Source organism: Nakamurella panacisegetis (assembly GCF_900104535.1).
GTDB lineage: Bacteria > Actinomycetota > Actinomycetes > Mycobacteriales > Nakamurellaceae > Nakamurella > Nakamurella panacisegetis.
In genome coordinates this window covers 892,992-908,143 of sequence record NZ_LT629710.1, presented here as the reverse complement: position 1 = coordinate 908,143, position 15,152 = coordinate 892,992, and the positions used below count along the sequence as shown (strand labels likewise).

Below are 15,152 nucleotides of genomic sequence, written 5' to 3'. Positions count from 1 at the left end.
GTGAGTCAGCTGGCGTAGGCGTATGACTCGCTCAGCGCCGACAGCGTCTGCCACTTCGACCACGGGATGGACCAGTCGTAGATGTCGCCGTCCGACTGGGACATCGGGATGGAGGAGTTGGTGATCTCCACCGGGTCTCCGTACAGGGTCTGGTCGTAGAAGGCCTTGGCGTTGGTCATCGTCAGATTCGCGCAGCCGTGGGTCACGTTCTCGTAGCCCTGAATGTCGGCGGTGCCGTCGTTGGCGTGGATGAACGTGCCGTTGTTGGAGATCCGAACCGCGTAATAGGCCTTGAAGTTGAAGTAGTGGTACGCCGGATTGGACATCAGGTGCAGGTATTCCTTGCCCATCACGATGTACGTGCCGCCGCGGGTGACCCGGCCGGGATCGGATTCGAGCCCGAACGAGGTGGGGAAGTCGAAGACCAACTTGCCGTCGCGGTACACCTTCAGCCGGTGGGTACTGATGTCGCCCTTGGTGATCTCGGCCCGGCCGATGGTGAAGCTGGAGGTGAGATCCTCCTTGCCCCACAGGTTTCCGCCGTAGCTGACCCCATAGAGGTCGGCTTTGACGGTGACCTTGGTGCCCGGCGCCCAGTACGACTTGGGCCGCCAGTCCAGACCCCAGCCGTCGTCGTGCTGGATCCAGGCGAACGAACCCTCGGTCTTCGGCACCGTGGTGACCGTGATGGCCTTCTCGATGTTCTGCCGGCCGACGGTGTCGACGATGTCGGTGCCCAGACTGATCAGGATCGGTGCGCCGATGCCGACGGTGTCCCCGTCTCCGGGGGAGATGCTGGCGCTGATGACGTTGTCCGGGCTGACCGTGCTGTAGCTCCCCTTGAGTGCGGTGATCTTGCCGTTGGCCGCGACCGCTTTGCCGGTGACGTCGTACGTGGCGTCGTATCCGAGCGGTTCGCCCAATCTCCAGGTCCGACGGTCGGTGCTCAACGAGCCCTTCACCACGGTGCCGTCGGTACCGCGCATGACGACGTCGGCCAGCGTGCCGTGGTCGGCCTGGATGGTGATCGCGGTGCGCGGGGAGATGCCCCGGCTACCGAGTCGCGGACTGACCGCAATCGTGGCGGCCGGGATGATGACCGTGGTGGGGGTGGTGGTCGACGTGGTGGTGGACGACAGCACGGGCGGGCTCGTGACCGGGGTGAGCGTGGCCGGGGCGGACGACACCGGGGGGACGGTCACCTGGGTCGAGGAACCGGTGGCCGCGGCCGCCGTGGCGGACGACGATCCGGCGGTGGCCGGTGACGGCACCGAATTCGACGACGAAGACGAGGTCTTGCCGGTGCACGCGGCCAACAACGCACCGACCAACACCGCAGATACCGCGAACCTGATGGATGTTCCGCGCATATTCCGACCTACCGTCCCGCCCACGTCATTAATTCGTTATCAATGCGACGACCGATATGTGGCATCGGCCGCCGATCGGGTCGCCGACCGGGCCGAACATCCCGGGTTGTTCGAAGCGTAGACGGCTCAGGTCACGTGAAGGTTGCCTTTGGGAAAGGTTGATCGGGCGTGTCCGGGACACCACTGCGGTCGGCGCGGTCCGAACCCGCCGACCGGGGCAACTTCGACGGCCGGGCCAGCCTTCACGGTGCGGCGTCCGGTACCGCCTGGACGCCGGTGATGCGGTGCAGGGCGAAGGTGCGCATGGTGTCCCGCAGCCGATCGAACGCGGCCACCGCGCCGCCGGAGACCGCGACCGGCTCGATCATCCGTCGAGTGGTACCCCCCTCGGAATCGACGTATCCGATCCAGACCGCGCCGCGGTGGTCGGCGGCGTGCCGGAGCAGGGCCAGAGTCTCCTGTGGCGACTGTTCGGCCGTCTCCGGGTTGCTGTCGGCGCTGCGCATCCGCCCGATCAGCGCCGTCAGCTGGTCCTCGGACGGCAGCGGCGGTTCACGACGACGGGCCGGAGCCAGGGTCGCGCCGCCGGTACGCTGCGGCGCCGCCCGCAGGTCGATGACCGTGCCGGACGCGTCCTCGGCGGCCGGCACCAGCCCCGCCTGACGAAGTGGGGCCAGCAGGTCCTCCAGCCGACTGGTGGAGATGGCCACCGTCGGGGCCAGCCGACGGACCAGCACCCCCGACGACGCGGCCTGGGCGATCGCCTGGTCGATCAACGCCGGGTCCTCGCTGCGGAGGTAGGACGCGGCGGCGCCGACCCGCAGCACGCCGTGCCGGCGTGCGACGTCGTCGATCAGATAGGTGAGCGCCTGCGGCACGCCGGTCAGCGAGTGCTGCTCGAACAACTCGTGCAGGTCTCCGGTCGACGCGCCGCCGTCGAAGGCGCGCCGGAGGCTGTCCGGTGTCACTCGGTACACCGTCGCGCTGCCGGCCGATTCCACCTCGGCGGCGGCGGCCAGCCGGGCGGCCAGCTCTGGCACCAGACGCCCAGGGGCGACCACGGTCAGATCGGCCTGCACCATCACCTTGTCCACCGGCGACGGCAATGCACTGGTCAGTTCCGCGGCGGCCTCCTGAGCCGTTCCGGTGAGCAGTCGCCGGCCCGCGGTCGAGATGGCGCTGAACGCCACGATTCCCAGCGCGGTGGCCTCGGCGATGACGGTGGCGGCCATCGGGTCCCGGCGTTCCGGGGTGCGCAGCGGGGCCGACCAGGCCAGCCGGGTCGAGAGGCTCTCCGGTTCCAGGCCGGTGCCGGGCGGCAGTTCGGCCAACGCGGCGAGCACGAAACGCCGGTCGACCGGCCCGCGGACCCAGGACAGCTCGGCCGACAGGGCGGCCAGCACCTTGCCGGCGGCGTCCTTCGTCCCGGTCCGGGACGGATCGCGTCGCAGGTCCAGCCACGTCGTCGCCAGCAGTGACCAGGATTCCTCGACGTCACCGTCGGCGAAGTCGTCGGCCGCGCCGGTCGGCGTCCAGGAGTTCAGCGCGGTCTTCGTGCGCGGTTCGCTGGTCGCGATCAGGCCAGCGGCGGCCAGCAGTTCGACATGCAACGCCGTGATGGCAGGGTCGAGGTCCAGTTCCTTGGCCAGCCGCCGCAGCTCCCGGACGCCCATGCCGCCCGACTTGAGTGCGGGCGCCGGGACCTGCCCCAGCAGGTCGAGCATCCGGTTGGCCACCGCCACCGCCGCGACAGCCTGCCCGGCGGCGGTGCCGTCGACCGTCGCGGTCCCCTTCTCGACGAAGGTGACCGGCGGGCTGGACGTGTGCACGGGGCCGAGCGGCGCTGTTCCCCGCAACGCCAGCCCCACCTCGCGGGGGAGCAGTACGGTGGCCTGGTCCACCCGGATCAGCAGGCCGGCGTCCACCAGTCCGCGCACCAGATCGGCCAGGGGACCGGTGGTTCCGACGGTCCCGCGCGGGCGACCCTTGGCCAGCCGGGCCAGCAGGGCCCGTCCGTCATCCGACGCGGACGCCAGGGCCAGGGCCGTCTCGTCGGCGGTCAGCCGTCCGGGTGGTCCGAACCCGCCGGGAAACTCGCCCATCGCGGCCGGCACGGCGGCCGACGGCCGGACCGCGGCGCCGCCGCGGACCAGGGCCAGCGTCTCCAGTTCGCCGAACACCCGCTTCACCTGTCGGATCGGGGCGTCCTTGCCCAGGAAGGCGGTGACCTCGGCCGGGGTCACCGCGTGTTGGCCGGCGCCCAGCAGTACGACGGACTCCAGGACCTGGACCGCGAAGCGATTCAGCGACTCCAGGGCCCGCCAGACGGAGGGCGGGCTGTCCAGACGTCGGGCCAGCACCGACAGATCGGTCGGCGCCGGGACGGTGAGGTCGGGGCGGGCGCGCAGCATCTCCATCAAGGCGGCGTCGTCCCGGCCGCGCAGCCATTCGAGAGTGGATGCCACATGTGCAAACCTATCTCGCGCTCAACGACTCCAACCGCCCTCGTCGACCCAGCTCCCGGCAGCCCGGAGGACGGGCGCCGGTCGATGCCGGGTCCGCCGGTTGTCGGCGTCACCGACGGTGCTGGATACTGGGCCGTGAGCGACGTCGTCGTTCGCCCGGGCAATCCGGGCCGGCGCGGATGCCGGTGCATCCGCAATGTGAGGAGTCACCGATGGCCTCGAAGAAGACCAAGGGCGTCGACCCGCGGTGGCCCGAGATCGAGGAAGGCGGCCACGCGGTCAGCGAGTTCAACGCCGATCGGCAGGGCGCGCTGTCCCCGTTCGGTGAGGTCGACTTCCCGCTGAGCGGCGACCAGATCCCGTACATCCACCCGACCACGGTCATCAACCGCTGACCGCTCCCGCACCCCCGGTCACCGGCCTGCTGCTGGCCGCCGGGTCCGGACGCCGGTTCGGGCAACCGAAAGCGCTCGTCGACAGCGGCTCCGGGCCGTGGGTGCTGCGTGCTGTCGACGCCCTGGCCGGATGTGACCGGATCGTCGTCGTGATCGGGGCCGAGGCGGATGCGGTGCGCGAGATCCTGCCGCCCACGGTGGAGGTGCTGGTCAACCCGGACCACCTGACCGGGATGGGGTCCAGTCTCCGCGCGGGGCTGACCGCGATCGGGCACACACCCGCGGCGGCCGCCGTGGTCATGCTGGTCGACCTGCCGGACGTCGGGCGCGCGGTGGTCGATCGCCTCCTGGCTCACCTGGACCGGACGGACCCGTCCCGGTCCCTGTCGCGGGCCGCCTACCAGGGCCGACCCGGACACCCGGTGCTGATCGGCCGCGAACACTTCGACGGGGTCATCACCGGCGCGGTGGGCGACAGTGGCGCTCGCGAGTACCTGGGCGCCCACGGGGCCGATCTGATCGAATGCGGAGACCTCGGCGGTGGGCGCGACGTGGACCGGCCGGATCAACTGTGAGTCCTGACGTGGCCCTTGCCACTTGGGTCCGGCCTCACATCGGGCGAGCAGGGACGGCCCGCCGGGCTACCCTCACCTGCAGTGCACCTGCGGCGTTGCCGGCTCTCTCGAGCCTGCCACCGGTGTCGAACATCGTGTGCGGTTCAGAGAGGGTTTGACGAACATGGCCATCCCAGGTCCCGGATATTCGATCACCATGCGGATCGCCGCCCCGCCGTCGGCGTCGGCGGCCGGTGATCTGACGAGCGCGGTCGGGCGGGCCGGAGGCGTGATCACCGCGTTCGACGTGGTCGAGTCGGCGGCCGGCCTGATGGTCGTCGACCTCTCGGCCAACGCCCTGTCGGCCGACCACGCCGACGAGATCACCGATGCGGTCAACGCGCTGCCGGGCGTCACCGTCCGCAAGGTGTCCGACCGCACGTTCCTGGTCCACCTCGGCGGCAAGATCGAGGTCACCTCCAAGGTCCCGCTGCGGAACCGCGACGATCTGTCTCGCGCCTACACCCCCGGCGTGGCCCGGGTTTGCATGGCGATCGCCGAGAACCCCGACGACGCCCGCCGGCTGACCATCAAGCGGAACACGGTCGCCGTCGTCACCGACGGCACGGCGGTGCTGGGCCTGGGCAACATCGGTCCGGCCGCGGCACTGCCGGTGATGGAGGGCAAGGCCGCCCTGTTCAAGAAGTTCGCCGGGGTCGACGCGTGGCCGGTGTGCATCGACTCCACCGACACCGAGGAGATCATCCGGACGGTGCAGCTCATCGCTCCGGTCTACGGCGGGATCAACCTCGAGGACATCGCCGCGCCGCGGTGCTTCGAGATCGAGCGGCGCCTGCGGGAACTGCTGGACATCCCGGTCTTCCACGACGACCAGCACGGCACGGCGATCGTGGTGGTGGCCGCGCTGCGCAACGCGCTGCGCGTGGTGAAGAAGGACATCCGGGACTGCCGGATCGTGGTGTCCGGGGTCGGGGCGGCCGGCAACGCGATCATCCGCCTCCTGCTGCACCAGGATCCGGCCGACATCGTCGCCGTCGACATCAAGGGCATCGTCCACCGCGGCCGCGAGGGCATGGATCCCAATCTGGCCGAGGTGGCGTCCCGGACCAACAAGTACGTGCAGGCCGGATCCATCCACGACGCGATCGTGGGCGCCGACGTCTTCATCGGGGTGTCCGCCCCGAACATCCTCACCGGGGCCGACATCGAGAAGATGAACAGCGACGCCATCGTCTTCGCCCTGGCCAACCCGGACCCCGAGGTGGACCCCATCGAGGCCCAGCAGCACGCCGCGGTGGTGGCCACCGGCCGATCCGACTTCCCCAACCAGATCAACAACGTGCTCGCCTTCCCGGGCGTCTTCCGTGGTCTGCTGGACGCTCAGGCCCGGATGATCACCGACGAGATGCTGACCGCCGCCGCCCTGGCCATCGCCGACGTGGTGGCCCCGGACCAGCTCAACGCCTCCTACATCGTGCCCAGCGTGTTCGACGAGAAGGTCGCCAAAGCGGTGGCCCGGGCCGTGGTGGCGGCGGCCCGCGACGGCCAGCACGTTGCCGGCGGAGCCAAGGAATCGGCGGCCACCTCGTGACCGGCCCGACCTTCTCGCACACGGACGAGCACGGCAAGGCCCGGATGGTCGACGTCGGGGACAAGGCGCCCACCCCCCGCGCCGCCGTGGCCACCGGGTGGGTCCACACCACGGCCGAGGTGATCGAGTTGCTCCGGCGGGACGGTCTGCCCAAGGGCGACGCGCTGGCCTCGGCCCGGATCGCCGGGATCATGGCGGCCAAGAAGACGCCCGAGCTGATCCCGCTCTGCCATCCGATCGCGCTCTCCGGAGTGGTCATCGACCTCGACCTGACCGCGACCGCCATCAAGATCACCGTCACCGTGCGGACCACCGACCGCACCGGCGTCGAGATGGAAGCCCTGACCGCGGTCGCCGTGGCCGGCCTCACGCTGCACGACATGATCAAGGCGGTGGATCCGGCCGCGACGATCGACGCCGTCCGGGTGGAGAGCAAGGACGGCGGCAAGACCGGGTCCTGGACGCGCCCGGAAGGGGCCACGTCATGAAGCGGTCAGCGGTGGTCATCATCGCCTCGACCCGGGCCGCCAACGGCATCTACACCGATCGCACCGGCCCGATCATCGCGCAATGGCTGGCCGACAAGGGTTTTGCCGTTCAGGGTCCGATCGTCGTGGCCGACGGCCCGGCGGTCGAGGAGGCGTTGCGGTCGGCCGTCGGGGCCGACCTGGTGATCACCTCAGGTGGCACCGGCCTGTCCCCGACCGACCGGACGCCGCAGGCCACGGCGGCCGTCATCGACTACGACGTGCCCGGTCTGGCCGACGCGATCCGGCGGGCCGGCGGCGACGCCGTGCCGACCGCCATGTTGTCGCGGGGCATCGTCGGGGTGGCCGAGCGGACGTTGATCGTCAACCTGCCCGGCTCGACGGGCGGGGTCAAGGACGGTCTCGGCGTGCTGTACCGGGTGATGGCCCATGCGCTGGAACAGATCTCGGGTGGCGACCACCGGCCCGGCGGCGGCGTCTGATGGGTCGGGTCGCCCTCGCCGGGGTCAGCTCCGACGCGCTGGACCTGACCGCTCATCACGACGCCGTGCAGGACCGGGCGGCCGGGGCGACGGTGACGTTCGCCGGTGTGGTGCGCGATCACGACCACGGCGAATCGGTGACCGAGCTGGAGTATCAGGTCCATCCGACCGCGGCCGCGGTGGTGGCGCGGGTGGCGGCCGACCTGGCCGACCGGGACGGGGTCATCGCGGTCGCCGTCACCCATCGCTACGGACTGCTCGGCGTGGGCGACATCGCCCTGGCGGCCGCGGTGTCCGCCGCCCACCGGCAGGAGGCGTTCGACGCCTGCTCGGATCTGGTCGAAGAGGTGAAACGCCGGCTCCCGGTGTGGAAGCGGCAGGTGTTCACCGACGGGCGGGACGAGTGGGTCGGATCGGCCTGACGCATCTGGCGGGGGCGTTGTCGAAGCGAAGAGGGGCCGCGACCAACTGGTCGCGGCCCCTCTTCTCGGAACGGGTCCTCCGAAACGGGCGAGGACTGACTACAGCGCCGGGCCGGGGAGCTTCGGCAGGGTCCAGCCGGGCTGCTTCTGGGCCCACAGCCAGACGAAGTACGTCTGTGCGGCGGAGATGATCAGGCAGACCCAGATGCCGAAGCCGGGACCGACGGAATAGCCTTCGCCGCTGGTGCCCTTGGAGAAGATCTCGATCAGCGAGATGAGCGTGATCACGAACCCGACACCCGCGGCGATCATCAGGAAGAGCGGCTTCACCTGGCTGATCGACTGGCCCATCATGGTGCGCAGCGCGACGACGACCGCCACGCCGACCCCGAGAACCGTGGCCAGCCACCAGTACTCGTGCCAGGCGCCGAGGCTGGTGCTGCCGCCGACGCTGACGCCGTAGCCGGAGTAGGAGTAGGAGTAGGAGTACCAGCCGAAGAAGCTGAAGATGAGCAGCACGACACCGGCCCCGATGACGATCCAGTCGCTGGTGCCGACCTTGGAGATGTCAACGGCCGGCATGCCGCTGCCGCCGGCCGGTGCGCCGTAACCGGGCGCCGGCGGGTAACCGCCCGGCGCGGGCGGCGGGTAGCCACCGGCGGCGGGCGGGGGATAGGCGCCGGGTGCGGGCGGCGGGGCGTAGCCACCGGCCGGTGGCTGGTATTCGCCGGGCGCCGGAGCCGGCGGCGGTGTGTAGGCCGGGGGCGGCGTGTAACCCGGGGCAGGAGGCGGGTAGCCGCCCTGGGCGGGGGGCGGATATCCGCCCGGTTGGTTCGGATCCGGAGGCGGATACCCTCCGGCAGGGGGCTGGGACACGAGAAACCTCCAGTTGCGGGCCGCGGTACCGGGTGTAACCGCGATCATGCTCAGGTGTCGACCTGTTACGGGCTGCAACCCGTGATCGAACCGTATCGTCCTCGACCGGCCACCGGAAGTGGACACGCGAACGAACGCCGTCCGGCACCGCGAGCTGCAACTGACCGGCAAGAGGCCGGATTCCCCTGGATTGATACACAGACCACACGGACGGTGTAGTCACCCTCCGGCGAACGGCGGCAAAACGTCGATCGCGTCACCGTCGGTCACCGCAGTGGCGGCCGTATGGACGGCGACCTCGCCCAGCAGATAGGAGCATCGGCGCAGCACCCGCTCCAGGACGTCACCGTGCCGGTGCACTCCGACCGCCAGTGCGTCGGCCACGGTCGCCGGCGCGGGCAGTTCCACCTTTTCGGAATCGACGCCCGCCGCCGCCCGGGCGGCGGCGTAGTACCGAAGGGTCACCACGACGACCCGGGGGCCGGAGACGGGACCGGGTTCAGCCACCGATGGCGCTCATCGGACGGTCCGGTTGCAGGAACGACGGGTCGTTTATCCCGTGCCCCGGGAGCTTGCGCCACATGGCCAGCCGCCAGGTGTCCGCGATCTCGTCGTCGGTCGCGCCGGCGCGCAGCATCGCTCGCAGATCGGTCTCGGACCGGGAGAACAGGCAGCTGCGGACCTGCCCGTCGGCGGTTAGACGGGTGCGATCGCAGTCGCCGCAGAACGGGCGGGTGACCGACGCGATGATCCCGACGGTGCCCGGCCCGCCGTCGACGTCGAACAGCTCGGCCGGGGCCCCGGCGCGCGCGGCGCGGTGGGGGGTCAAGCGGAACCGGGCGGACAGGGCGGTCTGGATCTCGTCCGCCGTCACCATCGACGTCCGGTTCCAGCCGTGGCCGGCGTCCAGGGGCATCTGTTCGATGAAGCGGAGCTGGTAGCCGCGCTCGACGGCAAAGGCCAGGAGATCAGCCGCCTCGTGGTCGTTGATCCCTCGCAGCAGGACCGCGTTGATCTTGACCGGCCCGAGGCCGGCCTTCGCGGCGGCATCCAGGGCGGCGATGACGTCCCGGTGCCGGTCGCGTCGGGTCAGTTGGATGAAGGTCGACGGGTCGAGGCTGTCGAGCGAGATGTTGATCCGGTCCAGGCCGGCCGCGGCGAAATCTTCGGCCCGGCGCGCGAAGCCGATGCCGTTCGTGGTCAGGGACATCTCGGGTCGGGACGGGAAACGTCCCACCTCCGAGATGAGCCCGAGAATGCCCTTGCGCAGCAGAGGTTCTCCGCCGGTGAACCGCACCTCGGTGACGCCGAGGGAATCGACGGCGAGCCGGATCAGGCGCAGCAGTTCCTCGTCGGTCAGCAATTCCTGCCCCGGCATCCAGTCGAGCCCCTCGGCCGGCATGCAATAGGTGCAGCGCAGATTGCATTTGTCGGTCAACGACACCCGCAGATCGATGGCCCGCCGACCGTGCGAATCGATCAGAAACGGAGAGGGGCCCCGCGCGGCCCGCTCGGCGGCGGTGTCGCCGTCCGCGCGGCGTGCCCCGACCATCGGGATGCCAAGAGCGGTCGAGGTCATGGCGTCAGCCTAACCGCACCGGCCACAGGCGCCTCGCCGACGCCGATCGGGGATAGTGGTGCGATGACGGCCTTTGCTGATCCGCGGAGTGTGTCCGATGCGCTCGACGCCACGGGGTACCTCAGTGATGCCGGGATCGCCACCGCGGCCTTCCTGGCCGACGCGCTGCGCCGGCCGCTGCTGCTCGAAGGCGAGGCCGGGGTCGGCAAGACCGCCTTGGCGGCAGCGTTGGCGCAGGCCAAAGGGGTCGAGCTGATCCGCCTTCAGTGTTACGAGGGGATCGACGCGGCTCAGGCGCTGTACGACTGGGACTTCCCCCGGCAGGTGCTGCACCTGCGGGCCGCCGAAGTGGGGGCCGTCGGCGGCGGTGAATTCGACCGGCAGCGGGTGGAGGACGAGCTGTACAGCGAGCGGTTCCTGCTGCAGCGGCCGATCCTGGCCGCTCTCCGGACGCCGGGCTCGGTACTGCTGATCGACGAGATCGATCGGGCCGACGACGAATTCGAGGCGTTCCTGTTGGAGGCGCTCTCCGATTTCGCGGTGACCATTCCGGAACTGGGTCGCATTCGGGCCAGCGTCCCTCCTCTGGTCGTCCTCACGTCCAACCGCACCCGTGAGGTGCACGACGCACTGAAGCGGCGGTGCCTCTACCACTGGGTCGAGCATCCGTCCCTGGAACGGGAGGTGGCGATCCTGCGCCGCCGGCTGCCCGAGGTCACCGAACGGCTCGCCACGCAGGTGGCCACGGCGGTCGCCCGCCTCCGCGAGGCCGACCTGCTCAAACCGCCCGGGGTGGCCGAATCGCTGGACTGGGCGATGGCGCTGCACGCGCTCGGCTGCCGCGACCTCGACCTGCAGGTGGCGGCGTTGACCCTGGGAGCGGTGCTGAAGTACCGCGAGGACACCGACCGTGTGGTGTCCGCCGGCCTGGCTCTGCTGCTGGCCTCCTGAGATGGCCGGGCCGGCCCGAGGTGGGTCAGGCGAGGGGACGGCGTCCGGAGACCGGTTCGGGTCCGGGAGCTCGGTCGACGTACTGGTCGGTTTCACCTGGGCGTTGCGCGGGGCCGGTCTGACCGTGGGCTCGGAACGAGCGGGGACCTTCCTGGCCGCGGTGGCTCGCCTCTCAGCGCTCGAACCGGATGACGTGTACTGGGCGGGACGGCTCACCCTGACCGCATCACCGGACGACATCCCGGTCTACAACGCGGCGTTCGAGGCGTACTTCACCGGCCGGACGGCCGCCGCGGGCCGCGGACGGTCGAGGTCGGAACTCTCCGGGCTGACCCTGTCGATGGATGCCGACGCCGCCTCGGGTCAGGAGTCCTCTCCCGAGACCACGCCGCCGGTGCGGGCCGACGCGGCCGCGGCCGAGGTTCTGCGTCATCGTGATTTCGCCGCCTTCTCGGCCCAGGACCGCCGGGAAATGGCGGCGCTGCTGGCTCTGCTCGCGCCCGGCCTGCCCCGACGTCTGTCCCGGCGGAGAGTGGCCGCCCGGCGTGGCCCGGTCGACGTCCGCCGAACCGTCAGGGCGATGCTGTCGTCCGGCGGCGAACCAGGGGCGCTGCGTCGTCGCCGCCAGGGCACCCGGGCTCGACGGGTGGTCCTGCTGATCGACGTGTCCGGATCGATGGCCCTGTACGCGGACGCCCTGCTCCGGTTCGCCCACGTGCTCACCCGCGCCCAGCCGACCGCGACCGAGGTCTTCACCATCGGTACCCGGTTGACCCGGATCACCCGCGCCCTGCGGGTGGCCGATCCGGAGGCGGCGCTGCGGGCGGCCGGTGAGGTGATCCCGGACTTCTCCGGCGGTACCCGGCTGGGCGAGGTGCTCCGGGTCTTCACCAACCGGTGGGGGCAGCGCGGGACCGCCCGCGGGGCCGTCGTCGTCCTGTTCTCCGACGGATGGGAGCGCGGATCGGCCGACGAACTGGCCCGGCAGGTGCAGCGGCTGCGGCGGCTGTCGCGCCGCCTGGTCTGGGTGAACCCGCACAAGGGGCGCGAGGGTTACCTTCCGGTGCAGACTGGCATCGTGGCCGTTCTGCCGCACCTGGACGCATTCGTGGCCGGTCACTCGCTGGCCGCGCTGGAGGAACTCCTGGAGGTGATCCGCGATGCGTGACGTCCTGCCCGATCTGCGGCGCTGGTGGGAGTCGGGCGGCCAGGTGGGGGTGGGCACGGTGGTCGGGACCTATCGTTCCGCCCCGCGCCCGCCCGGTGCGTCGATGCTGGTCGGCCCGGACGGTACCGCCGTGGGCTCGGTGTCCGGCGGGTGCGTCGAGGGGGCCGTCTACGAGCAGGCCACCGCCGTCCGGGACGGCGCCCGACCGGCGTTGGTGCGGTACGGGGTCAGCGACGACGACGCGTTCGCGGTCGGGCTGACCTGTGGCGGCATCATCGACATCTTCACCCAGGAGTTCTCCCGAGCATCGTTCCCGGAGTTCGGCGAGCTGGCCGACACCGTCGAGGCCGACGCCCCGGTCGCGCTGGCCACGGTGATCGAGGGGACACCGGAGCAGTTGGGGCGCCACCTGGTGATCTGGCCCGACCGTCGGGTGGGCGACCTCGGCTCGTCGCGGGTCGACGACGCGGTCACCGACGACGCCCGCGGGCTGCTGGCCTCGGGCCGCACGTCCATCCTCACCTACGGCCCGGACGGCGAGCGGCTGGGCACGGGGCTGCGGGTCTTCGTGGCCAGCTTTGCGCCCGCGCCCCGGATGCTGGTGTTCGGCGCCATCGATTTCGCGGCGGCGGTGGCGAAGGTCGGTGTCTTCCTCGGCTACCGGGTGACGGTGTGCGATGCCCGCCCCGTGTTCGCCACGCCCAAACGCTTCCCCGACGCCGACGAGGTGGTGGTCGACTGGCCGCACCGCTACCTGCAGTCCCAGGCCGATGCGCTCGACGAGCGGACCGTCATCTGTGTGCTCACCCACGACCCGAAGTTCGACATCCCGGTGCTGGCCGCGGCGCTGGCCCTCCCGGTCGCCTACGTCGGAGCCATGGGCTCCCGCCGGACTCATGCCGAACGGGCCGAGAAGTTGCTCGCGGCCGGAGTGACGCCGGAACAACTCCAGCGGCTGTTCTCGCCGATCGGGCTCGATCTGGGCGCGCGCACCCCGGAGGAGACGGCCGTGTCGATCGCCGCCGAGATCATCGCGCACCGCTGGGCCGGCGGCGGTCGTCGGCTGTCGTCGCTGGACGGGGCGATCCATCGCGAGCCGCTGGTCCAGGCCGCCGGGGGTTGAGTCGCCGTCTGGTGTGACGGACCGGCTGGTGGGACGGACCGGTCGATCTGATGGGCCCGGCGGAGTGGATGGGGCCGGTGGGTCGGCGCGATGCCGGACACTGGCGGTATGGGCCAGAAACACCAGTCGCGGCGAGCGACTCGACTCGACACGACGGCCCCACCTCGTCCCACTGCGGCGCGCGCGGGTGGGCCGGACCGCGTCGAAGGCCGGTCCACCGAGGTCGGCCGTCAGGAGCAGGCCAGGTCCCTGCTGATCACCGGGGCGCGCGCGGTCGGTGATCCGACGGCCTTGGAGGATGCGATCGGGGACCTGGTGATGTTCGGTGGCACCGCCGCGGCAGGAGATGCGCTGCTGGCGTCCCGGGTGGCGACCGGGTTGATGACCGAGGAACTCGACCAGCTCTACGCCCACGGTTGGCAACCGGCCGACGTCGTGCACGTGGTGCGGCGGGATCGCGGCGTCCGGGTCGCCCGGTTGGCCGCGGCTGTCGTCATGGAGCATGGTCTGTCGCAGCGGGCGCCCGCCCGCGCGCCACTGGAATGGGTCGCGCAGCTCGAGTCGATGGGATCCCGTCGGTTGGCCGACGTGCCCGCCACGCCGGGCTGGAACGTCGTGGGCCACATCGGGTCCGGTCTGCCGCTGTGGGAGTCGTGGTCGGACGTCCTGACGCTGATCGCCCAATGGCTGGCCGTGGTGCCGATGGAACGGCTGCTGCCGGTCCCGTCGTCCTGGCCGGCGAGGCGGGCCGTGGCCAGCTCGCCGAGATCCGGCGGGCACGACCCGAAGAAGCTGGTCACCATCCGCGCGCTGCTGGCCAAGGCGGAGGCGTCCGGATTCGCCGAGGAGGCGGAGACTTTCACGGCCAAGGCGCAGGATCTGATGACGCGCTACGCCATCGACGAGGTGTTGTTGGCCGATCCCGGCGACGGTCTGGAGATCCGTTCCCGGCGCGTGCATGTCGACAACCCCTACGCCGCGACCAAGGCCCAGCTGCTGGCGGCCGTCGGGCGGGTGAACCACGTCAGGGCGATCTGGAACGATCAGTTCGGCACAGCCACCGTCGTCGGGCTCCCGGTCGACCTCGACCTGTCGGAAATGTTGTTCACCTCTTTGCTGGTCCAGGCGACGAAGTCGATGACGGAGGCCAGTTCGGTGGCTCGCGGCGGCCATCGGCCGGACCGCGCGCCCTCGTTCCGGCGCGCGTTCCTGCTCGCCTACGCACAGCGCATCGGGGAGCGGCTGAGCGAGGCCGAGCACACCGCGCAGTCGCAGGAATCGGCGACCAGGGGCGCCGATCTGCTCCCGGTGCTGGCCCGGCGGACCGCCGCCGTCGAGCGCGAATTCGAGCGACTCTTCCCCATCACCACGCAGTCCCGGGCCACCCAGGTCGATGCGCGGGGATGGAACGCCGGACGGGCGGCGGCCGACCGGGCGGTGCTGGCCCGCGGGCAGGTCGACCGCTGACGGATCCAGCCGCTCTGACGGGCGCATTCGCGGGGTCGCCTCGGGCTTGTAGTCCGCAGATGCGGAGACTGGGAAACGCGCAGTTGCGGACTGTCGATCTTGGGGGCACTGTCGTGACAGCGGTCACTCTCGTCCGGCCCCGCCTCCCGCCCGACCGGGCCATGCCGCAGCGCCGCACCCTGTGTTCGTGAACTGCCCGC

The 15,152-nt window shown here is 71.0% G+C and carries 16 protein-coding genes; 11 read left to right on the top strand and 5 right to left on the bottom strand.

What is annotated here, in order from left to right; genetic code table 11:
- Window positions 1–5: 5 nt before the first annotated feature.
- Window positions 6–1,142: a L,D-transpeptidase gene (locus tag BLS97_RS03990; RefSeq protein ID WP_090474693.1), complete on the bottom strand. Its 1,137-nt coding sequence runs from the start codon at window positions 1,140–1,142 to the stop codon at window positions 6–8.
- Between BLS97_RS03990 and BLS97_RS03985 the strand changes: the two genes are divergently transcribed.
- Complete coding sequence (locus tag BLS97_RS03985; RefSeq protein WP_157695161.1) at window positions 1,111–1,491, top strand: hypothetical protein; 381 nt, start codon at window positions 1,111–1,113, stop codon at window positions 1,489–1,491. The two genes, BLS97_RS03990 and BLS97_RS03985, sit on opposite strands and share 32 nt — an antisense overlap.
- A gap of 121 nt (window positions 1,492–1,612) precedes the next feature.
- Here BLS97_RS03985 and BLS97_RS03980 read toward each other — a convergent pair whose 3' ends face one another.
- A complete protein-coding gene (locus tag BLS97_RS03980) occupies window positions 1,613–3,835 on the bottom strand; it encodes a helicase C-terminal domain-containing protein (protein WP_090474691.1) in 2,223 nt (740 codons plus the stop codon).
- 212 nt (window positions 3,836–4,047) lie between these two features.
- Between BLS97_RS03980 and BLS97_RS03975 the strand changes: the two genes are divergently transcribed.
- The 6 genes from BLS97_RS03975 to BLS97_RS03950 all read left to right on the top strand — a co-directional run bounded on the left by BLS97_RS03975 (window position 4,048) and on the right by BLS97_RS03950 (window position 7,788).
- On the top strand, window positions 4,048–4,230 hold the full coding sequence (locus BLS97_RS03975; protein ID WP_090481259.1) for a hypothetical protein: 183 nt from the start codon (window positions 4,048–4,050) through the stop codon (window positions 4,228–4,230).
- Window positions 4,227–4,805, top strand: a complete 579-nt coding sequence (locus tag BLS97_RS03970; RefSeq protein ID WP_090474690.1) for a nucleotidyltransferase family protein — start codon at window positions 4,227–4,229, stop codon at window positions 4,803–4,805. Before BLS97_RS03975 ends, BLS97_RS03970 begins: the two co-directional genes overlap by 4 nt.
- 163 nt (window positions 4,806–4,968) lie before the next feature.
- On the top strand, window positions 4,969–6,396 hold the full coding sequence (locus BLS97_RS03965; protein WP_090474689.1) for an NAD-dependent malic enzyme: 1,428 nt from the start codon (window positions 4,969–4,971) through the stop codon (window positions 6,394–6,396).
- The gene (moaC, locus tag BLS97_RS03960; protein ID WP_231988343.1) at window positions 6,393–6,884 is read left to right on the top strand and encodes a cyclic pyranopterin monophosphate synthase MoaC; all 492 of its coding nucleotides are present in this window, start codon (window positions 6,393–6,395) and stop codon (window positions 6,882–6,884) included. Before BLS97_RS03965 ends, moaC begins: the two co-directional genes overlap by 4 nt.
- Window positions 6,881–7,366, top strand: coding sequence for a MogA/MoaB family molybdenum cofactor biosynthesis protein (locus tag BLS97_RS03955; protein ID WP_090474688.1), 486 nt, complete (start codon window positions 6,881–6,883; stop codon window positions 7,364–7,366). Before moaC ends, BLS97_RS03955 begins: the two co-directional genes overlap by 4 nt.
- Complete coding sequence (locus tag BLS97_RS03950) at window positions 7,366–7,788, top strand: molybdenum cofactor biosynthesis protein MoaE (RefSeq protein WP_090474687.1); 423 nt, start codon at window positions 7,366–7,368, stop codon at window positions 7,786–7,788. Before BLS97_RS03955 ends, BLS97_RS03950 begins: the two co-directional genes overlap by 1 nt.
- 99 nt (window positions 7,789–7,887) lie before the next feature.
- Here the strand turns inward: BLS97_RS03950 and BLS97_RS23375 are convergent, their stop codons facing one another.
- The 3 genes from BLS97_RS23375 to moaA form a co-directional block, all read right to left on the bottom strand.
- A complete protein-coding gene (locus BLS97_RS23375; protein WP_197676399.1) occupies window positions 7,888–8,664 on the bottom strand; it encodes a hypothetical protein in 777 nt (258 codons plus the stop codon).
- Window positions 8,665–8,883: 219 nt separating this feature from the next.
- On the bottom strand, window positions 8,884–9,171 hold the full coding sequence (locus BLS97_RS03940; protein WP_090474686.1) for a MoaD/ThiS family protein: 288 nt from the start codon (window positions 9,169–9,171) through the stop codon (window positions 8,884–8,886).
- Complete coding sequence (gene moaA / locus BLS97_RS03935; protein WP_090474685.1) at window positions 9,164–10,243, bottom strand: GTP 3',8-cyclase MoaA; 1,080 nt, start codon at window positions 10,241–10,243, stop codon at window positions 9,164–9,166. Before moaA ends, BLS97_RS03940 begins: the two co-directional genes overlap by 8 nt.
- A 63-nt stretch (window positions 10,244–10,306) precedes the next feature.
- Between moaA and BLS97_RS03930 the strand changes: the two genes are divergently transcribed.
- The 4 genes from BLS97_RS03930 (at window position 10,307) to BLS97_RS03915 (ending at window position 14,952) form a co-directional block, all read left to right on the top strand.
- Window positions 10,307–11,194: an AAA family ATPase gene (locus BLS97_RS03930; RefSeq protein ID WP_090474684.1), complete on the top strand. Its 888-nt coding sequence runs from the start codon at window positions 10,307–10,309 to the stop codon at window positions 11,192–11,194.
- Between the two features lies 1 nt (window position 11,195).
- Window positions 11,196–12,362 carry a vWA domain-containing protein gene (locus tag BLS97_RS03925; RefSeq protein ID WP_090474683.1) on the top strand — a complete coding sequence of 389 codons (1,167 nt, stop codon included), beginning with the start codon at window positions 11,196–11,198 and terminating at the stop codon, window positions 12,360–12,362.
- Window positions 12,355–13,485, top strand: a complete 1,131-nt coding sequence (locus BLS97_RS03920; protein WP_090474682.1) for an XdhC family protein — start codon at window positions 12,355–12,357, stop codon at window positions 13,483–13,485. The genes BLS97_RS03925 and BLS97_RS03920 overlap by 8 nt, the downstream gene beginning before the upstream one ends.
- Window positions 13,486–13,593: 108 nt before the next feature.
- The gene (locus BLS97_RS03915; protein WP_157695160.1) at window positions 13,594–14,952 is read left to right on the top strand and encodes a DUF2786 domain-containing protein; all 1,359 of its coding nucleotides are present in this window, start codon (window positions 13,594–13,596) and stop codon (window positions 14,950–14,952) included.
- The last annotated feature ends 200 nt before the right edge of the window (window positions 14,953–15,152 follow it).